Raw genomic sequence first — 23881 nt, forward strand, 5'->3', positions numbered from 1 at the left:
CATGAAACGGGGAACCAAGGTCGCCACGGCGGGCGGTTCGCTAGTCGCACTCGCTCTGCTCGCCGGCAGCATGACCGTGACGTCACCTCCGCAGACCGGGCCCGACACCGCCGGAGCACCGATGGTGCCGGTCGGCCTGGTCTCCTTCGACTCCTGCGCCGAGGCCCTCACGGAGTTGCGGGCGGCGGCCACCGCCTCGGTCGGCCCGTACGGTCTCGCCGGGGACGAGGTGCTGAAGGCGGCGGCCTTCGGCGGCGCGGAGTCGGCGGCCCGGACCTTCGCCGGAGCGCCGGGCGACGCCGCCGGTCGGGACGCCGGGGCAGACCATTCGACGACGAACAACCACGAGGCCGGCGCGGACGAACCCGACCTGGTGAAGACCGACGGCCGGCGGATCGTCACGGTCACCGGCGGTGTGCTGCGGGTCGTCGATCCGGTGAGCCGCCGCGTCACCGGGCGACTCGACCTGGCCGGCGGCCGGGAGGAACTGCGCTGGCAGAACTACCGGCTGCTACTGCTCGGCGACCGCGCGCTGGTACTCGGCGAGGACCCGACGCGTCCGGCCGACACGCTCCGCTCGATCAGGCGTCCCGGCGGCACCCGCCTGCTGCTGATCGGACTGGCCGGTCGTCCCGTGGTGCTCGGCACGTACCGCATCCAGGGCAGCACGGTCGACGCCCGGCTGACCGGCGACACGGCCCGGGTGGCGGTTCGTTCGTACACCCAGTTGGCATTCCCGCTGGAGGCCGAGGGCACCGACCAGGTCCGCACCGAACGGAACCGCGAGGTGATCGCCCGGGCCGGTGTCGAGGCGTGGCTGCCGGAGTACGAGTGGACCGCCGGCCCGGAGCGGCACACCGGTCGGGTCGGCTGCGACCGGCTCAGTCGACCCGAGCGGATGACCGGTTCGTCCACCCTCACCGTGCTCAGCTTCGATCTCACCCGTGACCGGCTGGGCGACGGTGATCCGGTCTCGGTGGCCGCCGACGCCGACACCGTCTACGGCACGGCGACCAGCCTCTACCTGGCGGGTCAGCGGCCAACACCGATCACCGGCCGGCCCCGCTGGCGGCAATCGCCGGCCGAGCCGGTCACCGACATCTACCAGTTCGACACCGCCGCGCCGGGGCGTCCCCGCTTCCTGGCCACCGGTTCGGTTCCGGGCCGACTGATCAACCAGTACGCGCTCTCGGAGTGGGCCGGACACCTCCGGGTGGCCACCACAACCGGCGAATTCCGGGACGCCGGCACCGCATCCGAGTCGGCGGTTCGGGTGCTACGTGTCGACGACGGCGCGCTGGTGCCGGTCGGCATGGTCGGCGGCCTCGGCCGGGGCGAACGCATCTACTCGGTGCGCTACCTCGGGCCGGTCGCGTACGTCGTGACGTTCCGGCAGACCGATCCGCTCTACGCGCTCGACCTCGCCGATCCGGCCGCACCAGTGGTCACCGGCGAGCTGAAGATCACCGGCTACTCCGCGTACCTGCATCCGCTACCGGAGGGACGCCTGCTGGGGGTCGGTCAGGAGGCCGACGCCCAGGGCAGGACCAAGGGCGTGCAGGTCTCGCTCTTCGACGTCCGTGATCCCGCCCGGCCGGACCGGTTGGACCAGTGGCACCTGCCCGGCGGGTGGTCCCACGCCGAGCACGACCCGCACGCCTTCCTGTACCGCCCGGAGACCGGCCTGGTGGCGCTGCCGGTCGACGCCGGTGTCCGGTTGCTGCGGGTCAGTGACGACACCATCGAAGAGATCGGTGAGGTGACCCACCCGGGCGGCGGCGACAGCAGCCGGCGGCAGTGGGGTCCGCCGGTACGACGGTCACTCGTGGTCGGCGACGTGCTCTGGACGGTCTCCGAGGCGGGCCTGCGCGCCACCGACCCGGCCTCGGCCCGGAGCCTGGCCTGGATCGCCGCCACCTGAACCTTCCTCCCGCGCGGGTGGGGTCCGGTTTCTCGGGGTTTCCGGGCCCCACCCGCCTTGACCTCAACCACGCTTCAACTGATCGACTCCGGTGGGAAGCGGCGGTGAGGGGGAGACATGCGCGCGGTGTGGCTTCACGAGTTCGGCGGGCCGGAGAAGCTGGTGCCCGGCACCGCACCCGATCCCGTACCCGAGCCGGGACAGGTGCTGATCGACGTCGTGCACGCGAACATCACCTTCGTGGAGACCCAGTTCCGGGCGACCGGCTTCGGCCCGTCCGGCGCGAGGCTGCCGGTGATTCCGGGCAACGGCGTCGGCGGTGTGATCAGCGACGTCGGGCCGGGCGTCGACCCGGGACTGGTCGGTCGACGGGTGGTGAGCGGCACCGGCGGCTCCGGCGCGTACGCCGAGCGGGTCGTCGTCGACGCGGCGCTGCCGGTGGCGGTACCGGACGGGATGCCGCTCGATCAGGCGGTGGCCCTGCTCGCCGACGGACGTACGGCGTTGCTGCTGGCGGAGGCGGCCGGGCTCGAACCAGGTGACCGGGTGCTGGTCGAGGCCGCCGCCGGTGGGGTGGGCAGCCTGCTCGTCCAACTCGCGGCCGGTGCCGGAGCGCGGGTGGTCGGGCTCGCCGGCGGTACGCGCAAGGTCGAGCTGCTACCCCCGCTGGGCGCCGAGATCGCCGTGGACTACCGGGCGCCGGACTGGGCTGGCCGGGTACGGTCGGCGACCGGTGCCGTGGACGTGGTCTTCGACGGGGTCGGGGGCGCGATCGGGCGGGACGCGTTCGAGCTGCTCGACCCGGGTGGTCGGATGCTCAGCTTCGGCCTGGCCAGCGGCGAGTGGGCGGGCATCGAAGCGGAGTCCGCCGCCGAGCGGGGCGTGACCCTGGTCCAGCCGACGTCGACCCCCGCCCAGCTGCGGGCGTACACCGAGCGGGCGCTGGCGGAGGGCGCGGCCGGGCGGCTGCGCCCGGTGATCGGCCAGCGTTTCCCGTTGGCTCGGGCGGCCGAGGCGCACGCGGCCATCGAGGCCCGGTCGACGGTCGGCAAGACCCTGCTCGACGTGCGCTGACCGCCCTCAGAGGTACATGCCGGTGCGGTGCTCGCCGCGTCCCGGCTTGTCTCCCTCGCCGAAGAACCGCTTGCCGCCGAACTCACCGTGCAGGCGGTCGTCCAGCTCGTCCGCGAGCCCGGTCATCACCTGCACCGCGAGCATCAGGTGGGTCGGCTGGAAGTTGCGGCCGAAGACCGGGATCGACGCCCACACGGTGTCGTCGGCACAGTAGAGGCGCCCGATCGGCATCCGGTTGGTCAGCTCGGAGAGCTTCACGTACAGCCGCTCGGTCGGCTCGACCTCGGTCAGCACCGGCGAGAAGACGTCGACGAGCGGCGGATTGTCCCGCACCCGGACGAAGACCATCGCCGAGCCGGCCCGGATGTTGATGTCGCCGTCGGAGTCGACCTGGAGCCGGTCGGAGTCCGACTTGAGCATGGTCGAGACGACCGTACGCACCCGCTCGGCCAGATCCAGCACCTCGTCGTCGGCATCGGCCTCGTCGGTCGCCGCCAGCGCCTTCTCCAGCTCGGTGCCGATCTCCCGCACCAGGTTCGCCGCGCTGCGGGCGGTACCCAGCGCCTCTCCGGGGATCGGCTCACCCCCGCCGTTCTCGATCGCGTAGACGAGAAAAGCCGGATGTGGGGCACCGTAGATGTCGCGCAGTGTGCGGGAGAGCAGTGCGGCCAGCCGGGGGGCCTCGTCGGCGACCGAATCCAACCCGAAATGATCCCCCGAACCGTCCACCACACCCGGCGGTGACCAGCCCAGCGCGACCATGTCGGCGACCGCCGCCCGGTCCAGCCGGTACCCCTGGGGCAGAGCGGCGTTGCCCACCGCCCGGGCCGCGAACCGGCCGTCGCCGCGCACCTCGACGTAGACGGAGTAGACGGCGTCATCGGTGCCGGAGGCGGTCGGGTCGAGAGTCAGTGCCACCTCCGCGCCCGGCGGCAGCGTGGACAGCCGCTCCGCCAGCGCCCGGGCGAAGTCCCGCCACGCCTCGGTCACCTTCGCCCGCAGGTCGGCCGTGCTCGGCTCGTCGAGCAGGATCGACTCGTGGTGCACCGGCGTGCCGGGCGGTGCCGAGGGGTGGTCAGCCGTCATGATCGCCTCCGTCCAGTTCCGGTCACCCTACCCAGCAGGCTGCCGGGACGGATCAGCCCGGACCGTGATCGGACAACGCGGTCGTCAACCGTGGTCGGGGCCGGCCGGGTCGGCCCGCGGGTGTGGATCGCCGCCCAACTCCACCGGCCAGGTGGCGGCCAACCCGGCGAGCCGGGCCACGGCCACGGCCGGATCAGCGCCGCGCCCGACGGCCAGACCGAGCAGGTACGCGGAGACCGGCGCACCGGGCCGCAGCACCTGGTGAGCCACATCGCGGGCCAGATCCAGCACGGCCGGCACCGGCACCTGCGCCGGATCGAGACCCAGCTCCGCGCAGGCGGCCGTGACCCAGTCGTCCAGCACCGTCATCGCGTCCACTCCTCTGCCCGGCGTAGGTCACGCTCAGTGTCGCAGTCGAACCAGGGCCCCGGGTCGTCACCGTGCCACGTCACCTCGCGCACGGTGAGGCCGGCGAGCAGCTCCCGCAGCGGCGCACCGGCCACGTCGCCGCCGCGCCGGACGGTGAGTCGATCCAGGGCCGCCCGCAGGGCCGCTGACCGCCACACCCCGCACAGCGTCTGCCGCCGCCCCGACCGGTCGACGTAGCAGGCTCCGTCGGCCGTCACCGACCTCGGCCGTTGCCTGCTCGCCGTCCCGGCGGACCGGGGACGGTCGACGCCGTGCAGGTGATCCAGCAGGTCGCCGACGGCGGGCCGGGTCAGCAGGGGCAGGTCGGCGGCGAGCAGGGCGACGACGGGTACCTCCATGTCGAGCAGGGCCAGTCCGGCCGCGACGGCGGCCACCGGCCCGCCGCCCGGTGGCATCTCCCGGGTCAGGCGCACTCCGGCGATCGCCGGTCCGGGCCCGACCAGGATTCGGGGCGACGCATCGGCCACCGCGGTCAGTACCCGCTCCCGCATCGGCACCCCGCCGACCGGTAACGCCGGCTTGTCCCGCCCGCCCATCCGACGTCCCGCACCACCCGCGAGCACCACCGCCGCGTACGCCGTCATGGCGCCACGTTAGCGGCCCGCGCCACGCCGAGAGCCACAGCGACGGGCAGGCATAGGTGGCGGGCTCCTGTCGAGCTGATCGCACGTACGGATCGCGCAGCGCGCGCTCCGATGGCACGAACGAATCAGCTCGACAGCGTGCACGCAGGTATTCCGCGCGGTGCTGGCGTCGGCGTCGGCGAGGCCGCCGGGTTCGCGTCAGCGTGCTCTCACGCGGTGAGCCTTGGCAGTGGGCGGAAGCACCGTCCCGTGGCGCTCGGGGCGGTGTGCATGACGTCCAGCGATCCGGGGCAGGATGGATGACGTGGGACGGGCTTCGGATCGACGTCATGTGGTGCGGGTGGAGCTGGACACGGCCGAGACCGGCCGACGCCGGGTGCGGCGGCCGGACACGCTCGCCGCCGAGGAGCCGCTGGAGATCCGGGTCGGTTCCGCCGGGCCCGGGCGACGTCCGCCGCTGACCGTCACCATGCGTACCCCGGGTGCCGATCTCGACCTGGCCATCGGTTTCCTGTTCAACGAGGGTCTGATCCGCTCCGCGGACGACGTGTCCACCGCGCAGCTGTGTGCCGGCACCGACACCCCGAACACCTACAACGTGGTGGACGTGACCCTGGCGCCCGGGGTGCCGGACCCGGTGACCGAGGCGACCCGGCACTTTCACACCACAAGCGCCTGCGGGGTGTGCGGCAAGGCGAGCATCGACGCGGTCCGTACCCGGTCCCGGTACGACGTCGGCGACGACCCGCTCGGCGTGCCGGCGGAGCTGTTGGCCGAGTTGCCGCAGCGGCTGCGAGCCGGGCAGCGGGGCTTCGACCGCACCGGCGGTCTGCACGCCGCGGGCCTGTTCTCCGCCGACGGCGAGCTGGTGGTGCTGCGCGAGGACGTGGGTCGGCACAACGCGGTCGACAAGGTGGTGGGCTGGGCGGTACGCGAACGCCGACTGCCGCTGGCCGGGCAGGTGCTGCTCGTGTCGGGCCGGGCCAGTTTCGAGCTGACCCAGAAGGCGTGGATGGCGGGGGTGCCGATGCTCGCTGCGGTGTCGGCACCGAGCACGCTCGCGGTCGACGTGGCCGCTGAGGCGGGTATGACCCTGGTCGGGTTCCTGCGCGGGCGGACGATGAACGTCTACACCGGCGGGCACCGGGTCACCGACTGACCGCGCCCCGGCCCCACCCTCAGAGGTTGGCCAGCATCTCGAACAACTCCAGCCGGACTGCGGCGTCCCGAGCGATCAGGAAACCCGCGATGCCCAGCACCCAGCCCAGCATGCTGCCCGAGGTGCGGACGATCCACGCGTTGAGCCGGGCGAGCACCGGCTCGACGAGCCTGGGCCAGGCCACCCGGGCACCCAGCAACAGCATCGCCGGCAGCACCATGACCAGGCAGTAGCCGCCGAGCAGCGCCACGGTGGTGGGGACGGCCAGGCCGGAGGTGGTGAGCAGGCCCAGAGCACCGAGGTACGGCAGCATCGTCGCCACCTCGGCCAACGCCGCGAACAGCGCCAGCCCCACCAGCCAACGAGACGACGAGTCACCGGCGGTCACCCGGTCCCGCCAGCGCAGCACCCGACCGGTGCCGGCACCCCGCTTGCCGTCGTACCGGAAGCTGAGCGCGAACAGAGCGACCCCGAGCACCAACTGCCCCCAGAGCACCGGCCGGTTGTCCAGCGCACCGCCCAGCAACTCGGCCAGACCGCTGCCGCCGAAGTACAGCAGCAAGCCGACCAGGAAGTAGAAACCGGCGATGGTGCCGAGGTAGATCATCACCCGCCGAACGCTCACCGGCCCCGGTGCCAGCAGCAGCCACACCGGGATGAACAGGGTACCGATGCTGGTGCTGTCCACCAGCGCCAGGCCGACGAGGGACAGCAGCAGGGCAGCGCTCATGCCGTACCGGCGGCAAGCTCGGACATGCGCCGATTATCCGGCACTGCCGCGCCGGGGTTTGACCCCGCCGGTCACCGCACCGCCACCGGCACCGATGTCGGAGCACCAGCCGCCGGCCGGACCGTCCGGTGAACCGGTCGTCACGGACGTCGTCGGGCGCGTCGCTTCGCCCGTCGACGTGCCCGGGGCAACCCGGTGGCCGGCCAACCGTCCAGCCGCGACGGCGGCACCCCCCGACGCAGCAGGTCGTCCAGCAGCAGAGCGAGCGAATAGTCCGGATGATCGGCCAGCACCCGCTCCAGCGCCACCGCCGCCAAGGCGCCCTGCCCGTCCCGCCAGGCGGCGAAGGCGAGCAGCGAGCCCGGCGCGGCGATCAACTCCGGCTCGGCCCGACGCAACACCTCGGCCCAGAACGCGACGTCCTCGTCCCGGCCGTCGGTGCGCTCCCAGGCGTGGTCGCGCACCGGCAGGTGAGTCAGGAGCAGGCAGAGCCAGGCCACCTCGTCGTCGGTCAGCCGTTCGCCAGCACGGTGGCGACGCAGGGTTGCCCGTACCGCCGCCGTACCGGCCGCTCGCAGCGCCCGGGCACCGAGCAGGTCCGTGGCGGGCGCCGCCGCCAGCAGATCGGTGAGCCGCTGCTCAGCCCGCTCGGCGGCGTGCCGCATCGTCTCCCCGCCGGCCGGAGCCACCTGCGCGGCGAGTGCCGCCCGGTCGGGCAGGGCCACCTGGCCGGCGAAGACCGCGGCCGCGGGCACCGCGCTGGCCCGCGGGTCGTAGCGGGTGCCCTCCGGTGGGCAGCACTCCGGCTCCTCGCAGAGGTAGGACCACCACCGCCCGTCGGTGACCCGCAGCGCGTCGAGCACGGCCAGCCCCGCCTCGGCCAGCGCGGCCCGCACCGCGTCCACCGCCGGGGTCACCCGGGCGGCCGGGCCGTACCCGACGACGGTGGCCGAGTCGGCACCCTGGCGGGCGGTCACCGCCGCGATGTGCTGACCGGGCTCGTAGGGGTCGGCGTCGCCGGGCAGGTCGCCACGCGCGGCGAAGACGATCCGCTTGCCGGACAGTGCCACCACCACGATGCTGTCGGCGGGATGGAACCCGAGCAGGTACGGCACGGCGGCGATGAGGTCGGCGGGAGAGCGTACGGACAGTCGGGGCAGCTCGGTCGAGTTCATGCAGGAAGCCTGCGAGCCCGGGATCGGGCGGCGCTGCCCCTGTGGACGACACACCGGTTATCCACAGTTACCCACAGTGTTCTTGCAGCTCACGCGCGATCGGCGGCTGCACCGAGGCCGATAGCGATACGTTGCGGGGATGGATCTGGCGTACCTGCGGGCGCATCCGGAGCAGTTGCCCACCTTCCTGACCCATCAGCGGATCCGGGAGACGCCGGTGTCCGGCGGCGACATCTGCGCGGCTGCCCGGTTGACCCTCGACGACGGACACTCGGTGTTCGCGAAGTCCTGGCCGGAGAACGCGGATCGGCCGGTGCCAGCGGGATTTTTCACCGCCGAGGCGGCCGGGCTGCGGTGGCTACGCGAGGCCGACGCGGTCGCCGTACCGGAGGTGCTTGTCGCGCTGCCGGAGTTGCTGGCCCTCCAATGGATCGAGCCGGGCGAGCCGAACCCGGAGGCGGCCGACCGTCTCGGACGGGAGCTGGCCGGACTACACCGGGCTGGTGCCGATGCGTTCGGCGCACGGTGGCCCGGGTTCATCGGGGCGCTGCCGGCGGACAACACCTCGGACGACGGCCCGTGGACGGAGTGGTTCGCTCGGGCCAGGCTGCTGCCCTACCTGCGCCGATCGGTCGACGGTGGAGCCCTCACCAGCGCCGACGCGACCCTGGTCGAGCAGGTCATCGCCCGGGTCGGCGAGTTCGGCGGTGACGAGCCGCCCGCCCGCATCCACGGTGACCTCTGGCCGGGCAACCTGCTCTGGGGTGCCGACGACCGGGTCTGGCTGGTCGACCCGGCGGCGCACGGTGGGCACCGGGAGACCGACCTGGCCCAGTTGGCGCTCTTCGGCGGCCCGCCGTACCACGATCGGATCATGGCCGCGTACCAGGAGAGCTGGCCGCTTGCCGACGGATGGCGGTCCCGGGTGCCGCTGCACCAACTGCACCTGCTGCTCGTGCACACTGCGCTCTTCGGTGGCGCGTACCGCGATTCGGTAACCAGGAGCGCCCGGGACGCCCTGAGTGGGGTCGGCCGCGCTACCGTCGAGCGGTGAGCCTGCCCCCGCCCACCGGCCTCGTCGACCGGTACGGCCGCGTCGCCCGGGATCTGCGGGTGTCGCTGACCGACAAGTGCAACCTGCGCTGCACCTACTGCATGCCCGCCGAAGGGCTGCCCTGGCTGGCCGGGCCGCAACTGCTCACCGACGACGAGGTGGTCCGGCTGATCCGGGTCGCGGTGTGCCACCTCGGCGTCGACGAGGTGCGGTTCACCGGTGGTGAACCGCTCATCCGTCCCGGTCTGGTCGGCATCGTCGAAGCCGTCGCGGCCCTCGACCCGCGCCCCCGGATCTCGCTGACCACGAACGGCCTCGGCCTCGACCGGCTCGCTCCCGCGCTGCGCGCCGCCGGACTGGACCGGGTGAACGTTTCACTCGACACGCTGGACCAGGAACGCTTCACCCGACTCACCCGCCGGGACCGGCTGGCCGACGTGCTGGCCGGTCTGGCCGGCGCGGCCGCCGCCGGGCTGACGCCCGTCAAGATCAACGCCGTGTTGATGCGCGGTGTCAACGAGGACGAGGCACCGACGCTGCTGCGCTTCGCCCTCGACCATGGCTACGAGCTGCGGTTCATCGAGCAGATGCCGCTGGACGCCCAGCACGGTTGGGACCGCGCCGCCATGGTGACCGCCGACGAGATCCTGGCCGCGTTGCGGGCCGCGTACGACCTCGGTCCGGACCCGACCGAACGCGGCACCGCTCCCGCCGAGACCTGGCTGGTCGACGGCGGCCCGGGTCGGGTCGGCGTGATCGGCACGGTGACCCGGCCCTTCTGCGGCGACTGCGACCGGACCCGGCTCACCGCCGACGGGCAGATCCGCAACTGCCTGTTCGCCACCGAGGAGTCGGACCTGCGCGGTGCACTGCGGGCCGGCGCCGACGACGACGAGCTTGCCCGGCGCTGGCGGGCGGCGACGTTGACCAAGCGGGCCGGGCACGGCATCGACGATCCCTCGTTCCTGCAACCGACCCGGCCGATGTCGGCCATCGGAGGCTGACCTTGGCCAGCGTCACCGTCCGTTACTTCGCCGGGGCCCGGGCCGCGGCCGGCCGCGCCGAGGAGACCATCGCCGCAGGTCGTTCGCTTGACGAGTTGGTCGCTGAGCTGGCCGAACGGCACGGCAGCCGGCTGGTGCCGGTACTGGCGGTGTCGAGTTTTCTGATCGACGGCGTGACCTGTCATGATCGGCAGCAGCCGCTGCCGGCCGGGTCGACGATCGACGTCCTGCCTCCCTTCGCCGGCGGCTGAGGGGGATCCACACGTGTTCGCGGTACTCGGCTTCGTGACCACCCTTGCCGTGATCACCGGGTTGATCCATCTCTACCTGTGGAAACGGCTGGTGAAGGACACCACCACCGCTGGACGCTGGCGGCGGGCCGGCACGGTGACTGCCGTGGTGCTGGCCCTGCTGGTGCCGGCGACCATGGTCGGCACCAGGGCCGGGATGTACTGGCTCGCCTGGCCGGGCTACCTCTGGCTCGCGCTGATGTTCTACCTGCTGGTGCTGCTCGTCGTGCTGGAAGTCCCGATGTTGGTGACGCGGCTGGTGCTGCGCCGCCGGTCGGCCCTGGTCGCCCCGGAACCGGCCCTGGTCGGCCCGGCCGCCGCGCCCGTGCCCGGGGCGTCGGCCGAACAGCCGACCGCCGCCGCCGAGCCGGGTGCACCGGCTCAGCCGACCGCCGACGGCCCGACGGATCGACCGGCCGCTGGCGCGGTCGGCCCCGACCACGATCCGGGCCGCCGCCTGCTGCTCGCCCGGGGCGCCGCGATCTTCGCCGGGCTCACCGCCACCGGCCTGGTCGGCTACGGCGTACGCACCGCGTTGGGTCCGCCCCGGCTGGACCGGGTACAGATCCCGCTGGCCAAGCTGCCGCGCAGCATGGACGGCCTGCGCATCGCCACGGTCTCGGACATCCACATCGGCCCGCTCACCGGTCGGGCGCACACCGAGCGGATCGTGGCCGCGATCAACCGGCTGGACGCGGACATCGTCGCCGTGGTCGGTGACCTGGTCGACGGCACGGTGGCCGAGTTGGGTGACGACGCGGCACCGCTGCGCGACCTGCAGGCACGCCACGGCAGCTACTTCGTCACCGGCAACCACGAGTACTACTCGGGGGTGGAGGAGTGGGTGGCCGAGGTCGACCGGCTCGGGCTGCGGGTGCTCCAGAACCAACGACTGGAGATCGCCACCCGTGGTGGGGTGCTCGACCTGGCCGGCGTCAACGACGTCTCCGCCGTCGGCGACGGGGTCTCCGCGCCGCCGGACTACGCCGCCGCGCTTGGCGACCGTGACCCGTCCCGGCCGGTGGTGCTGCTGGCGCACCAGCCGGTGGCCGCGCTGGAAGCGGCGCGGTACGGGGTCGACCTGCAACTGTCCGGCCACACGCACGGCGGCCAGATCGTCCCCTTCAACCTGCTGGTCAAGCTCGAACAGCCGGTCGTCTCCGGGCTCGGCGAGGTCGACGGGACGAAGGTCTACGTGACAAACGGCGCCGGCTTCTGGGGCCCGCCGGTGCGGGTCGGCGCGGAGCCTCAGGTCACCCTCGTCGAACTCCGTTCGGCATAGCGCAGCTCACCTCCGTGCGTGGCGCCGCGCGGGAGCGCGGCCGGTCGTGACAGGATGCGGCGTGCCCCCGTTCAGCCCCGTACCCCCCGGTGGCCTTCCGCCCTTCGTCGCGGACCTGCACATCCACTCGAAGTACTCGCGGGCCTGTAGCCGCGACCTGACCCTGCCGAACCTCGGCTGGTGGGCCCGGCGCAAGGGCATCGCGGTCCTCGGTACCGGTGACTTCACCCATCCGGCCTGGTACGACCACCTGCGGGAGACCCTGCATCCCGCCGAGCCGGGCCTGTACCGGCTGTCACCGGAGGCGGAGCGGGACATCGCCCGTCGGCTACCGCCCCGGCTGGCCAGCGCGGCGGAGCACGATCCGGTCCGGTTCATGCTCAGCGTGGAGATCTCCACGATCTACAAGCGGGACGACCGGACGCGAAAGGTCCACCACCTGGTCTACCTGCCGGATCTGGACGCGGTGGCCCGGTTCAACGCCGCGCTCGGCCGGATCGGCAACCTCGGCTCGGACGGGCGGCCCATCCTCGGTCTGGACTCGCGCGATCTGCTGGAGATCACGCTGGAGGCGAGCGGCGACGGGTATCTCGTGCCGGCGCACATCTGGACGCCGTGGTTCTCCGCCCTGGGCTCGAAGTCCGGCTTCGACGCGATCGCCGACTGCTACGCGGACCTGGCCGAGCACATCTTCGCGGTGGAGACCGGGCTCTCCTCCGACCCGGAGATGAACTGGCGGGTGGGCAGCCTGGACCGCTACCGGCTGGTCTCCAACTCCGACGCGCACTCGCCACCCGCGCTCGCCCGGGAGGCGACGGTCTTCGCCTCGGCCCGGGACTACTTCGGCATCCGGGAGGCGCTGCGTACCGGTGACGGACTGGCCGGGACGATCGAGTTCTTCCCGGAGGAGGGCAAATACCACGCCGACGGCCACCGGCTGTGCGGGGTGAACTGGGCACCGGAGCGTACCCGGGAGGCCGGCGGACGCTGCCCGGAGTGCGGCAAACCGTTGACGGTGGGCGTACTCAGCCGGGTCGAGGATCTGGCCGACCGGCCCGAGGGTTACCGCCCGCAGCACGCCCCCGAGGTGACCCACCTGATCCAGCTCGCCGAGATCCTCGGCGAAGTCAACAAGGTCGGGCCGCGCGCCAAGCGGGTCGAGGGGAAGCTGATCGAGCTGGTCGCCGCGCTCGGCCCCGAGCTGGAGATCCTGACCCGCGTTCCGCTTGACGAGATCGGCCGGGTCGGCGGCGAGCTGCTCGCCGAGGGCATCGGCCGGCTCCGTCGCGGTGAGGTCCGCCGGGTGCCGGGCTACGACGGCGAGTACGGCGTGATCACCCTGTTCGACCCGGCCGAGTTGGGCGGCGGGGCCGGAGTGTCCGCCGGGCAGGAGACGCTGTTCGACGTGCCGGTGCCCGCCCAGCGTCGGGCTTCGGAGACCACGGCGAAGGTGGGCGCTGCGGCGAAGCCGGCGACCGGTGCGAAGCGTCCGTCGGCGAAGCCCGAGCCGAAGCGGAAACCGGCGGCCCCGGCACCGCCGATCGCGCCGGCACCCTCGCCGCACGAGCCGTTCGAACCGATGCTCGCCGGCATGGAGGAGGTCGGCACCGGCCTGCTCGACCGGCTCGACGCGATGCAGCGGGTGGCCGCCTCGGCCCCCGGAGGTCCGCTGCTGATCGTCGCCGGTCCCGGTACCGGCAAGACGCGCACGTTGACCCACCGCATCGCGTACCTGTGCGCCGAGTTGAACGTCTTCCCCGAGCAGTGCCTGGCCATCACGTTCACCCGGCGGGCCGCCGAGGAACTGCGGCACCGCCTCGACGGCCTGCTCGGCCCGGTCGCCGAAGACGTCACCGTCGGCACGTTCCACTCGCTCGGGTTGACCATCTTGCGGGAGAATGCCCAGGCCGCCGGGCTGCCCGACGACTTCCGGATCGCCGACGACGCGGAGCGGGCCACCGCGCGGACCGATGCCGGTGACGATCCGGCCCGCTATACCGCGCTGCTGCGCAAGCAGGGCCTGGTGGACCTGGACGAGTTGCTCACCCTGCCGGTGGCGCTGCTGCTCCAGGACCGGCGGCTGGTCGACCGGTACCGCGAGCGCTGGCGGTGGATCTTCGTCGACGAGTACCAGGACGTCGACGCGGTGCAGTACGAGCTGCTGCGCCTGCTCAGTCCGCCGGACGGGAACCTGTGCGCGATCGGCGACCCGGACCAGGCGATCTACTCGTTCCGGGGCGCCGACGTCGGGTACTTCCTGCGCTTCTCGCAGGACTTCACCGATGCCCGGCTGGTCCGGCTCAACCGCAACTACCGGTCCTCTGCGCCGATCCTGGCCGCCGCGGTGCAGGCCATCGCGCCGTCATCGCTGGTACGGGGTCGTCGGTTGGATCCGGCCCGGCTCGATCCGGAGGCCCCGCTGGTCGGCCGGTACGCCGCCGCCTCGGTCGCCGACGAGGCCGAGTTCGTGGTACGCACCGTTGACGAGCTGGTCGGCGGCCTGTCCCACCGGTCGCTTGACTCCGGCCGGATCGACGGACGGTCGACCGCGCTGTCCTTCTCGGACGTCGCGGTGCTGTACCGCACCGACTCGCAGGCCGCGGCGATCGTGGACGCCCTGGCCCGAGCCAACATCCCGGTGCAGAAGCGCTCGCACGACCGGCTGCGGGACCGTCCCGGGGTGGCCGCCATCGCTCGCGAGTTGCGGCACGCCCCCGGTGTGGAGGGTGCCCTGCCCGCGCGGGTACGCCTCGTCGGCCAGGTGCTCGCGGACCGGTTCGCCACCCCGACCCTGGACGGGTCCGGCGGGGTGCGCCCGGAGGACGTCCGGACCGCCGTCGACCTGCTGACACCGCTGGCCCGCCGCTGCGGCGACGACCTGGAGATGTTCCTGTCCCAACTCGCCACCGGCGCCGAGGTGGACGCGCTCGACCCGCGCGCCGAGGCGGTCACCCTGCTGACCCTGCACGCCGCGAAGGGCCTGGAGTTTCCGGTGGTGTTCCTGGTCGGTGTCGAGGACGGGCTGCTGCCGCTGCGTTGGCCCGGCACCACTCCCGACGAGGCAGCGGTGGCCGAGGAGCGGCGGCTGTTCTTCGTCGGGTTGACCCGGGCCCAGGACCGGCTCTACGTGAGCCACACTGCCCGCCGTTTCCGGCAGGGCTCGGAGCGGGACTGCCGCCCGTCACCGTTCCTCGACGCGGTGGACCCGGGGCTGTTCGAACGGCTCGGCGACAGCGCGGGCCCCCGGCGGCCCAAGGACCGCCAGTTACGCCTCATCTGACGCTCGCGCCGGTCGGGTTGCCGACCGGCTTGACGGCTGTCCCACCGGGAACCGGCCGCACGCACTACGGTGACGATGGCGGTGCCGGTTGGTCGACCGACCACCCACCGGCTCCACCCGACGCTCAGGAGGGCCTGCATGGCGAACTACGGACCACCGGGCCCGCAGCCGTGGCCCGAGCCGCAACCCGGCGAGCAGCCGTGGCCCGAGCCGCCAACCGGCCAGTGGTACGGCCACGGCCGGTCGCCCGACGCACCGCCGTCCTACGACCCGGACCAGACCCGCGAGTTCGGTCGCCCGTACGCTGACCAGTCCCACGGTCGCGCCTACGGGCCGAGCCAGGACTACCAGTCGGGCCCGCACTACGGCAGTGGTCAGGACCACGGATACGCCGGCACCCCCGTGCCACCGCCGCCGCGCCGGCGCGGACGGCTGCTCGTCGTGCTGGCAGCCGTGCTGGTGCTGATGCTGGGCGGTGCGACGGCGTTCTATCTGCTCGGACGGGACGGCGATACACCGACCCCGGTGGCCGCACCGACCGAGGAGGTGGCGTCCGCGCCGGACGCGCCGGACGACGAGACCCCACTCGACGACCCGGCCGCCGCCGCCTCCGCCGATCCCCGCTTCGTGCAGGCGGGGCAGTGCGTACGCAACGACGCGGGAGCCGCCGGCAAGCCCAGGCTGCTGCTGAGTGAGTGTGCGCCGAGGTCGTACGAGGTGCTGCGGCGCATCGACGGCAAGACCAGCGGGGAGCGTGACGCCGAGGAGAAGTGCGCGGCGGTCGACGGCTACACCAACTGGTACTTCTACGACAGCGAGTTGGACTCGCTCGACTTCGTGCTCTGCCTCAAGCAGCGCGGCTGACGACCCCATTACCAAAACTAGTGCTGTCTAGCGTGGAGGCTAGACAGCACTAGTTTTTGGTCGAGGGCAACACGCCGGTACCGCCGTCTATCCATGTCTAGCCTCTCCTCTAGACGGCCCGATACTCTGCGATGCGTGGATCCGGTCCGCAACCCCTACGCGCCGGGCGCCGGCCAGCGTCCGCCCGAACTCGCCGGGCGGGGGCGGGAACTGGACGTCTTCGACATCGTCCTGGAACGCATCGCCCGCGGCCGGCCGGAACGCAGCCTGATGCTCACCGGGCTTCGCGGCGTCGGCAAGACCGTCCTGCTGAACACGTTGCGCTCGCAGGCGATCAACCGGCTCTGGGGCAGCGGCAAGATCGAAGCACGACCGGATCAGTCGTTGCGCCGACCGATCGCCGCCGCCCTGCACATGGCCGTCCGGGAACTGGCGCCGAGGCACCGGGCGCCGGAGCGGATCGACGCCTTCCTCGGGGTGCTCAAGGCCTTCGCCCAGCGCGGCGCGCCGACCGGTCGGGGTGGGGCCGCTCCGAAGCTGCGCGACAGGTGGCAGCCCGGCATCGACGTGCCGGCGGCGAGCGGGCGAGCCGACTCCGGGGACATCGAGATCGACCTGGTGGAGCTGCTCACCGACGCCGCCTCCGTCGCCAGCGACGTCGGCACCGGCGTCGCCATCTTCATCGACGAGATGCAGGACCTCGGGCCGGAGGACGTCTCCGCGCTCTGCGCCGCCTGCCACGAGCTTTCCCAGCTCGGCGCGCCCCTGATCGTGGTCGGGGCCGGGCTGCCACACCTGCCGGCGGTGCTGAGCGCGGCGAAGTCGTACTCCGAGCGGTTGTTCCGCTACCAACGCATCGACCGCCTCGACCGGATCGCCGCCGACCACGCGCTCTGCGCACCGGCCGAGCGGGAGGACGTCGCGTACGAGGCGAAGGCCCTCGATCTGCTCTACGAGAAGTCGGGCGGCTATCCGTACTTCGTGCAGGCCTACGGGAAGGCGACCTGGGACCACGCCCCCCGGTCACCGATCACCCCGGCCGACGTACGTGTCGCCGCGCCCGAGGCCGAGGCGGAGCTGGCCGTCGGCTTCTTCGGCTCCCGCTTCGAGCGGGCCACCCCGGCCGAGCGGGAGTACATGCGGGCGATGGCGACGCTATCCCTGATCGAAGGGGAGACCGACGGCGGCGGCCGGGACGACATGGACGCGGCGGTGCCGACCTCGGAGATCGCCCGAGCTCTCGGACGCAAACCCGCAAGCCTCTCCCCGGCCCGCGACGCATTGATCAAGAAGGGCCTGATCTACTCCGGGGAACGCGGCACGGTCGCCTTCACCGTCCCCCACTTCGGCCGCTACCTGCGCACCCAGCCCGCCTGAGCTGAATCTCCACGGAGACCGGCCAGGTTGGCGCGGCTGCGGCGCGCGTGGCACCGCGACCGGCGGTCGATGTTCCTCCTGTGGTCCTGTCGAGTTGAACCGTCCGTGCTATCACAAGAGACGGCGCGGCGGTGCCGGTGCCGCGATCCGTCTACGCCATCAGCTCGACAGGACACACCCACCAACTCCCCGCGCCCGGAGGAAGCAAGCCCGCACCAGCTCATGATCTGCGGTCCGAGCTGTGGCATGGCAGGCAGGGCCCAGGCCAGACAGCGGGAAGCCCTCGGCCCATCCAGCCGAGGGCTTCTTTCGAGGTGCGTCAGGAGTTCGGACGGCCAGCCTTCGCCAGCTCGACGAAGCCCCGCCAGGCCGCCGGTTGGAAGGTGAGCGTGCCGCCGGAACGGTTCTTGGTGTCCCGGACCAGGACGACGCCGGGAAGGTTGTCGGCAACCTCGACACAGTCACCGCCGTTGTTGCCGCTCTTGCTGCTCTTGCGCCACTGCGCGCCGGTCATCTCCATGCTGCTGCCGCTTCCCTGATGAGGTCCAGGGACTGCGCCCGTGACAGCGCCTCGCCACGGATGCGTTCCCACCTGCGGCCGAGGGTAGCAACTTCCGCAGCCTTATCGATGATCTGTGATTCGGCCTGGCTGTCGGCGTGACCAAGCATGCCGGCGGGGATGCGCCAGGCCAACGTGCCACCGGTCCTACAAGTTCCGACCTAGATCTTGGACACTTCGCGTTCGTCGCTAACGGAAACTGTCCAAGTTCCCGCATCCGGCTCTCATATTTCGGAACGATCCACGAGGTTCGGCGGCGAGGGCGGTCAGACCTTGGACCAGGGCGGCGGGAAGACCACCTCGCCCTGCGGTGGTGGCGGCTCGCCGCTGGTGGCTGGCGGCAGCACTAGTGCCTGCCATGGCTCACCGAGGCCGGACCAGGGACTGGTCAGGCCCAACTGGTCGGCCCGGCTGAAACCGAAGCGCCGGTAGTAGGCCGGATCGCCGAGGACCACGACCAGCCGCTCACCGAGCTCCGTAGCCGCTTCCAGGGCGGCCTGCACGACCGATGTGCCGAGCCCGATCCGCTGCCGGTGCGGCGCCACCGCAACCGGGCCCAACGCCAGCGCCGGCGTGCTGGTCATGCCCGAGTTGACGTGCACCCGGGTCAGCAGGGCACAACCGACGATCTCCCCGCCGTACTCGGCGACCATCGCCAGCGCCGGCAGCCAGGCGTCGCCGCCCCGCAGTTCGTCGACGAGGCGTACCTCCGGCGGGACGGCGACGTCGGGTCGGGCGAAGGCCGCAGCCAGCACCCGGCGAATCGCGCCGGTGTCGGCCGGATCCTCGGGTCGCAGCCGCAGGGTCGTCACGCGGCGTAGGGTACCTCGGAAGACCCGTCCATCCGCGACGGTCCTCGATCCCGGGCGCGGCGCCACCGACACACTCGATCGATCGACATACCCCGTTGCGGGGCGTAGTAACGCCCCGGACAGGGTATGACTGTTCCATGACGCCCGTACGATCCCTCGCCCGCGCCATGCTGAGCGGCATCTTCGTGGTCAGCGGCGCCCGCAACTTCGCCAACCCCGGCCGCCTGACACCCACCGCGAAACCGATAACCGATCGGGTGACGCCGCTGCTGGAGCGGGCGCATCCGCGGATCCCCACGGATACTGAAACCCTGATCCGAGCCAACTCGGCCGTGCAGCTCGGTGCCGGGCTGATGCTGGCCACCGGGCGGTTCACCCGGCCGGCGGCCCTGGTGCTGGCCGGCACGCTGATCCCGGTCACCCTCGCCGGGCACCCCTTCTGGCTCAACGACGACCCGGCAGCGAAGAGCAACAACCAGATCCACTTCCTGAAGAACCTCGGTCTCTTCGGTGGGTTGCTGCTCGCCGCCGCGGACACGGAGGGTAAGCCCGGGCTACGTTGGCGGGCCGGTCACCGCATCGGCCACTCGCGACGGTCGGTGCGCCGCGCCGTCCGGACCGCCCGCCGGGAGGCCCGGATCGCCCTCCGGTCCGCCGCCACCGCTCGGCGGCTGCCGGGCTGAGCGGTACCCGTTCACCTCACCCCCGCTGAGCTGCTATCCGACCACCCCCACCCAGGCTAAGGCCGCGAATCACCTGAACCGCCCGGTAGGCGTTAACGCGGTGGAAATGTCAAAAGAATGTGTGGGATCGGACACGGTCGCATAACGCGGGAGGCACTGACGTGAGGCGCCGTTCTAGGCTCCGTACTGGACCTGGACGGGTAGGACGACCTTGGTACGGGGGTGGCCACGCCATGCCGACGATCGTCGGTAGAGGGCTGGACCGCCTCGCCACAGTCCGTCGCGTAACGCGTGGGATCGATCGTAGGACAGTCGTACGGGCCGGCATTTTCGCCGCCGTCGCCTACGCCGCATGGCTTGCCATCGGCGCGTTCGGGCGTCCGTACAACTTCTTCGACATGAAGATCTACCACGGCGCGGTGGTCTGGTGGGCGAGCGGTCACGAGCTGTACGAGTTCGTCGCGCCCGGCACAACCCTGGGTTTCACCTACCCACCCTTCGCCGGGCTGGCCATGTTGCCGATGGCGCACCTGCCGGTCACCCTGGCCGGTCTGGTCAACGCCGCGGTCAGCATCGCCGCGCTGGCCGTGGTGCTGGCCGCGCTGCTGCGCCCGATCGTCGACCGGCTGGGCTGGCCACTGTGGTACACGGTGGCCATCGCCACGCCGCTGGCCGCCGCCATCGAACCCACCCGGGAGACCCTCGGCTACGGGCAGGTCAACCTACTGCTGTTCGCCCTGATCCTGGCCGACCTGGTCGCCCTGCGCTGGCGGTCGCGCCGGGGCACCCACCAGGCCGAGGACGACGGCCCGCTGCTGCGGTTCGTCTACGGCGGTGCCTGGGCCGGCGTGGGCATCGGCCTGGCCACCGCCGTCAAGCTGACGCCGGCCCTGTTCATCTTCTACCTGATGATCACTCGACAGTGGCGGGTGGCCTGGACGGCCATCGGCACCGCCGTCGGAGTGACAATCGGCAGCTTCGGCATCGTCGGCGCGGAGTCCCGCGACTACTTCGGCAGCGTGCTGTGGCAGACCGAGCGGGTGGGCGCCGCCGACATGACGCCCAACCAGTCGCTGGCCGGACTGCTGGCCCGGCTCTACGACTCGATCGAGACCCCCGGCCTGCTCTGGCTCGCCTTCTCCGTGCTGGTGCTGGCGCTCGGCCTGTCCCGGGCGTCCAACGCCCACTCCGACGGCGACGAACTGACCGCCTTCACGCTTGTCGGCCTGACCGCCAACGTGATCAGCCCGATCTCCTGGACGCACCACCTCGTCTGGGTGATCCCGGCGATCATCGTCCTGACCGACGCCGCGATCCGGCGACACGACGCCAGCCGGGGGCCGGTACGAACCGCGTCGGCGCCGTACGGCGGACCGCCTGGAGTCGCCACTCTCCGACCACCGATCTGGTACCCGACGCTTACCGGGTTCCGCCACGGCTTCGCCGCCATCGGGCTCTACCTGCTCTTCCTGATCTCCCCCATCTGGCCGTACGAGCACCAACTGCCGGAGGTCTCGCACTACCAGGACGGCCTGTTCGGCGCGTTGATGGAGAACTCCCTGGCGCTGGCGCTGATCCTGCTGGTCGCCGCACTGCCCTGGCGGCCCGGAGCGGAACCCGCCTTCCACACCGACCGGGCGGCGCGCGCCTCGATGCTGTACGGACGGCGTTAGCCCCACCGATCAGGGGCAGTTCACCCACTCCTCGGTGCCGTCGGTGAAGACCTGTCGCTTCCAGATCGGCAGCCGGGCCTTCGCCTCGTCCACCAGCCGGGCACAGGCGGCGAACGCGGCGGCCCGGTGGGCGGTGCTGACCGCCGCCGCCAGGGCCACGTCGCCGATGGCCAGTGGGCCGATGCGGTGTGACACCGCCACGGCGTACACGTCGGGGTCGGCCGCGATCTCGTCGGCGACCTCCTGTAGCACCTTCGCGGCGTTCGGGTGGCCCTCGTAATCCAGGCTGACCACCGACCGCCCGTGGTCGTGATCGCGCACCACCCCGGCGAAAGACACCACCGCGCCGGCCCGACGATCGGCTACCGCCGCCTCGTGGGCGGCGAGATCCAGAGGCTGGTCTGTGACGGTGCTGATGACTGTCACCATGCCCGCTCCCCGGGTAGCAGCGGCAACGGCACGATCGGAACCCGGTCACCCACCGCGCCGGTGGTGCCGGGGTTGATCACGGCGAACCCGTCCGCGTTGGCGAGCCCTCGCAGCATGGCCGATCCGACGTGCCGGACCGGGTGGGCCGTCCCGGCGACCCGGTCGAGTCGCACCAGCGCCAGGTGGGTGTGGTCGCCGCGACCGGCGACGGGCTCGGCGAGGACGGCGTGCGGAAGCGTCGGCAACGACCGACCGGCGAGCCCGGCCAGCAGCGGGGCGACAAGTGACACCAGCGCGATGACGGCGGACTGTGGGTTGCCGGGCAGCCCGGCCACGAACCGGACCTGCCCGTCGGGGCCGACCAACCGGGACAGCAGCATCGGGAAGCCGGGACGCACCGCGACGGTGTTGACGACGTACTCGGCACCCAACTCCGCGAGCGCCGGGTGCAGGTGATCGACCGGGCCGTGCATGGTGCCACCCGTTGTGCAGACCAGATCGGTGTGGTCCAGGGCGGCACGCAGCGCGGCCACGTGAGCGTCAAGCGTGTCGGCGACGGGCCCGACCACGCCGTCCGGGTCCACCTGACAGCCGTACCGGCGGAGCCAACCTGGCACCGCCGGGCCCAGCGCGTCACGGACCCGCCCGTCGCCCGGCGGACCTGCCGTGAGCAGCTCGTCGCCGAAGACCAGCAGTGCGGCCCGAGGCTGCCGGCGTACCCGCAGCGTGTCAAGGCCGCAGGAGGCGGCCAGGCCGATCACCGCAGGGTCGACCGGTGTCCCGGCCGGCAGCAGTTCCTCACCGGCGGTCGCCTCCTCGCCGGGCTGCCGCCACTCCGGCGCGGCACGTGGCACGCCGTCGACAAACCCCGTCGGGGTACGTCTCGACTCCTCCACCCGGAGCACCGCCGACGCACCCGCCGGCACCATCGCTCCGGTGGCGATCTCGACCGTCGTCCCGTCCTCGGTCAGCGGGGCAGCCCTACTGCCGGCGAGGACCCGCCCGACGACCCGCCACGGGCCGGCACCGCGTACCGCCCAGCCGTCCACACTCGACGTCGGGAACGCCGGCAGGTCCGTCCGGGGGGCGAGCGGTTCGGCGAGGGTGCGACCGTCGGACTCGGCGAGCGGCAGCTCGACGGCGGGCAGCGCGGCGGCCAGGCCGACCGCGTGCACCCGGGACCGGGCCTGCGCCCAGTCGGCCGGCGGTGGCGCGGCGACCTCGTCGGTGGAGGCGGTTTCCGTTCTCACCGGCCGAGCCTAACCGGCTGCCGGGTGGTCGCCACCGCGCAACTGATCGACCGTGTGGGCCAGAATCGGCCCCAGCACGGCGAGGCCGTCCCGTGCCCCGCCGGTCGAGCCGGGCAGATTCACCACGAGCGTGCGGCCGGCCACGCCGGCCACCCCTCGGGACAGCACGGTGGTGGGCACCTTGTCGCGGCTGTACGCGCGGATCGCCTCGGCGATGCCTGGAATCTCGTAGTCGAGCAGCGCCCGGGTCACGTCGGGCGTGCGATCGGTGGGGGTGACCCCGGTGCCACCGCTGGTCAGCACCACCTCGACGCCGTCCGCCACGGCCGCCCAGACCGCCTGGCCGACCGGGTCGCCGTCCGGCACGACCACCGGTTCGTCCACCGTGCAGCCCAACTCCCGCAGCCCGGCGACGAGGAGCGGGCCGCTGGTGTCGGTGTAGACACCGGCAGCGGCTCGGTTGGAGGCCACCACCACCCGAGCGCGGATCACGACCGATCCTCCGGGCGCCGCCACAGACCGGTCTTGCCGCCCTCCTTGCGCAGTACCCGCACCGCGTCGACGCTGGCCGCCGGGTCAACGGCCTTGACCATGTCGACCAGAGCCAGCCCGGCGACCGCGACCGCGGTCAGCGCCTCCATCTCCACCCCGGTGCGGTCGGCGGTACGGGCGGTGGCGGTGATCTCGACGGTGTCGGCGGTCAGCGTCAGGTCGACGGTGACGCCGTGCAGGGCGATCGGGTGACACAGCGGGATCAGGTCGGGGGTGCGCTTGGCGCCCATGACGCCGGCCAGCCGCCCGACCGCCAGGGCATCACCCTTCGGCAGACCGTCTCCGCGCAGCAGGTCGATCACCTCACGGGTGGTCCGCAGCCGGCCGGCCGCCGTCGCCGCACGACCGGTTACCTGTTTGGCGGAGACATCGACCATGCGGGCCGCGCCGGCGGTGTCGACGTGGGTGAGCTGGGCGGGTTCGGTCACGGTCGCGAGCCTATCCCTGTCGTACGACAGTCCGTGCGGCGCTCGGAAGGAGCGGCGCGGGAGCGCCGCTCCTTCCTCACCGGCCTGCCTCGGGCTGCTGGGGTAGACCCGGCGGCAGGGGTCGCGACGAGATCCGGCAACTGTCGGATCTCCCCCCGTCGGCGAACGTCCCGGAGGCTAACGACC

The 23881-nt window shown here is 72.4% G+C and carries 23 protein-coding genes and 1 pseudogene; 12 read left to right on the forward strand and 12 right to left on the reverse strand.

The window, feature by feature from the left end:
- The first annotated feature begins 1 nt into the window (after nt 1).
- Together KBX00_RS01530 and KBX00_RS01535 are read left to right on the forward strand one after the other, a co-directional pair.
- A complete protein-coding gene (locus KBX00_RS01530; protein WP_210822429.1) occupies nt 2-1921 on the forward strand; it encodes a beta-propeller domain-containing protein in 1920 nt (639 codons plus the stop codon).
- A gap of 117 nt (nt 1922-2038) precedes the next feature.
- Complete coding sequence (locus KBX00_RS01535) at nt 2039-2995, forward strand: zinc-binding dehydrogenase (RefSeq protein ID WP_210822431.1); 957 nt, start codon at nt 2039-2041, stop codon at nt 2993-2995.
- Between the two features lie 6 nt (nt 2996-3001).
- On the opposite strand, the gene KBX00_RS01540 is transcribed toward KBX00_RS01535, so the two are convergent.
- From KBX00_RS01540 to KBX00_RS01550, 3 genes are all read right to left on the reverse strand, one after another.
- Complete coding sequence (locus tag KBX00_RS01540; protein WP_210822433.1) at nt 3002-4081, reverse strand: hypothetical protein; 1080 nt, start codon at nt 4079-4081, stop codon at nt 3002-3004.
- 84 nt (nt 4082-4165) lie between these two features.
- Nucleotides 4166-4450, reverse strand: coding sequence for a DUF6457 domain-containing protein (locus KBX00_RS01545; RefSeq protein WP_210822435.1), 285 nt, complete (start codon nt 4448-4450; stop codon nt 4166-4168).
- Entirely contained in the window at nt 4447-5094 is a 648-nt protein-coding gene (locus KBX00_RS01550; protein ID WP_210822437.1) for a molybdenum cofactor guanylyltransferase, read from the reverse strand. The genes KBX00_RS01545 and KBX00_RS01550 overlap by 4 nt, the downstream gene beginning before the upstream one ends.
- A gap of 304 nt (nt 5095-5398) precedes the next feature.
- Between KBX00_RS01550 and fdhD the strand changes: the two genes are divergently transcribed.
- Nucleotides 5399-6253, forward strand: coding sequence for a formate dehydrogenase accessory sulfurtransferase FdhD (gene fdhD, locus KBX00_RS01555; RefSeq protein ID WP_210822439.1), 855 nt, complete (start codon nt 5399-5401; stop codon nt 6251-6253).
- A 19-nt stretch (nt 6254-6272) separates the two neighbouring features.
- Here fdhD and KBX00_RS01560 read toward each other — a convergent pair whose 3' ends face one another.
- Nucleotides 6273-6983 (reverse strand): GAP family protein, encoded by a 711-nt coding sequence (locus tag KBX00_RS01560; RefSeq protein WP_210822441.1) that lies wholly within the window; start codon nt 6981-6983, stop codon nt 6273-6275.
- Nucleotides 6984-7123: 140 nt separating this feature from the next.
- A complete protein-coding gene (locus KBX00_RS01565; protein ID WP_210822443.1) occupies nt 7124-8158 on the reverse strand; it encodes a DUF4192 domain-containing protein in 1035 nt (344 codons plus the stop codon).
- Between the two features lie 139 nt (nt 8159-8297).
- On the opposite strand from KBX00_RS01565, the gene KBX00_RS01570 reads away from it, so the two are divergent.
- The 7 genes from KBX00_RS01570 (at nt 8298) to KBX00_RS01600 (ending at nt 17309) form a co-directional block, all read left to right on the forward strand.
- Nucleotides 8298-9212, forward strand: coding sequence for a fructosamine kinase family protein (locus KBX00_RS01570; RefSeq protein ID WP_301547134.1), 915 nt, complete (start codon nt 8298-8300; stop codon nt 9210-9212).
- Nucleotides 9209-10216 carry a GTP 3',8-cyclase MoaA gene (moaA, locus tag KBX00_RS01575; protein ID WP_307867938.1) on the forward strand — a complete coding sequence of 336 codons (1008 nt, stop codon included), beginning with the start codon at nt 9209-9211 and terminating at the stop codon, nt 10214-10216. The genes KBX00_RS01570 and moaA overlap by 4 nt, the downstream gene beginning before the upstream one ends.
- Nucleotides 10213-10467: a MoaD/ThiS family protein gene (locus tag KBX00_RS01580; RefSeq protein WP_301547204.1), complete on the forward strand. Its 255-nt coding sequence runs from the start codon at nt 10213-10215 to the stop codon at nt 10465-10467. The genes moaA and KBX00_RS01580 overlap by 4 nt, the downstream gene beginning before the upstream one ends.
- Before the next feature lie 13 nt (nt 10468-10480).
- A complete protein-coding gene (locus KBX00_RS01585) occupies nt 10481-11788 on the forward strand; it encodes a metallophosphoesterase (protein WP_210822449.1) in 1308 nt (435 codons plus the stop codon).
- A 61-nt stretch (nt 11789-11849) separates the two neighbouring features.
- On the forward strand, nt 11850-15068 hold the full coding sequence (locus tag KBX00_RS01590) for a UvrD-helicase domain-containing protein (RefSeq protein ID WP_210822451.1): 3219 nt from the start codon (nt 11850-11852) through the stop codon (nt 15066-15068).
- 402 nt (nt 15069-15470) lie between these two features.
- Nucleotides 15471-15932 carry a hypothetical protein gene (locus KBX00_RS29580; RefSeq protein ID WP_210822841.1) on the forward strand — a complete coding sequence of 154 codons (462 nt, stop codon included), beginning with the start codon at nt 15471-15473 and terminating at the stop codon, nt 15930-15932.
- Nucleotides 15933-16067: 135 nt separating this feature from the next.
- Nucleotides 16068-17309 (forward strand): ATP-binding protein, encoded by a 1242-nt coding sequence (locus KBX00_RS01600; RefSeq protein ID WP_210822453.1) that lies wholly within the window; start codon nt 16068-16070, stop codon nt 17307-17309.
- Between the two features lie 319 nt (nt 17310-17628).
- Here the strand turns inward: KBX00_RS01600 and KBX00_RS01605 are convergent, their stop codons facing one another.
- The 3 genes and pseudogenes from KBX00_RS01605 to KBX00_RS01610 form a co-directional block, all read right to left on the reverse strand.
- Nucleotides 17629-17823 carry a DUF397 domain-containing protein gene (locus KBX00_RS01605; RefSeq protein ID WP_210822843.1) on the reverse strand — a complete coding sequence of 65 codons (195 nt, stop codon included), beginning with the start codon at nt 17821-17823 and terminating at the stop codon, nt 17629-17631.
- Nucleotides 17820-17975, reverse strand: a pseudogene (locus tag KBX00_RS29025) (Scr1 family TA system antitoxin-like transcriptional regulator); the annotation flags it as partial. The gene KBX00_RS01605 and the pseudogene KBX00_RS29025, both read right to left, overlap by 4 nt.
- A gap of 159 nt (nt 17976-18134) precedes the next feature.
- A complete protein-coding gene (locus KBX00_RS01610; RefSeq protein ID WP_210822454.1) occupies nt 18135-18680 on the reverse strand; it encodes a GNAT family N-acetyltransferase in 546 nt (181 codons plus the stop codon).
- Between the two features lie 137 nt (nt 18681-18817).
- Here KBX00_RS01610 and KBX00_RS01615 point away from each other — a divergent pair, with 137 nt between their 5' ends.
- Complete coding sequence (locus KBX00_RS01615) at nt 18818-19363, forward strand: DoxX family protein (RefSeq protein ID WP_164448805.1); 546 nt, start codon at nt 18818-18820, stop codon at nt 19361-19363.
- Nucleotides 19364-19596: 233 nt separating this feature from the next.
- Nucleotides 19597-21036 (forward strand): glycosyltransferase 87 family protein, encoded by a 1440-nt coding sequence (locus tag KBX00_RS01620; protein ID WP_210822456.1) that lies wholly within the window; start codon nt 19597-19599, stop codon nt 21034-21036.
- A 9-nt stretch (nt 21037-21045) separates the two neighbouring features.
- On the opposite strand, the gene KBX00_RS01625 is transcribed toward KBX00_RS01620, so the two are convergent.
- The 4 genes from KBX00_RS01625 to moaC are packed head-to-tail and all read right to left on the reverse strand — an operon-like array spanning nt 21046 to nt 23695.
- The gene (locus tag KBX00_RS01625; protein WP_210822459.1) at nt 21046-21465 is read right to left on the reverse strand and encodes a molybdenum cofactor biosynthesis protein MoaE; all 420 of its coding nucleotides are present in this window, start codon (nt 21463-21465) and stop codon (nt 21046-21048) included.
- The gene (locus KBX00_RS01630; protein WP_210822461.1) at nt 21459-22715 is read right to left on the reverse strand and encodes a molybdopterin molybdotransferase MoeA; all 1257 of its coding nucleotides are present in this window, start codon (nt 22713-22715) and stop codon (nt 21459-21461) included. Before KBX00_RS01630 ends, KBX00_RS01625 begins: the two co-directional genes overlap by 7 nt.
- A 9-nt stretch (nt 22716-22724) precedes the next feature.
- Nucleotides 22725-23207, reverse strand: coding sequence for a molybdenum cofactor biosynthesis protein B (locus tag KBX00_RS01635; protein WP_210822463.1), 483 nt, complete (start codon nt 23205-23207; stop codon nt 22725-22727).
- The gene (gene moaC, locus KBX00_RS01640; RefSeq protein WP_210822465.1) at nt 23204-23695 is read right to left on the reverse strand and encodes a cyclic pyranopterin monophosphate synthase MoaC; all 492 of its coding nucleotides are present in this window, start codon (nt 23693-23695) and stop codon (nt 23204-23206) included. The genes KBX00_RS01635 and moaC overlap by 4 nt, the downstream gene beginning before the upstream one ends.
- Nucleotides 23696-23881 lie beyond the last annotated feature (186 nt).

This window comes from Micromonospora sp. C95 (assembly GCF_018070465.1).
In the GTDB taxonomy this organism is placed as follows: Bacteria; Actinomycetota; Actinomycetes; order Mycobacteriales; family Micromonosporaceae; genus Micromonospora.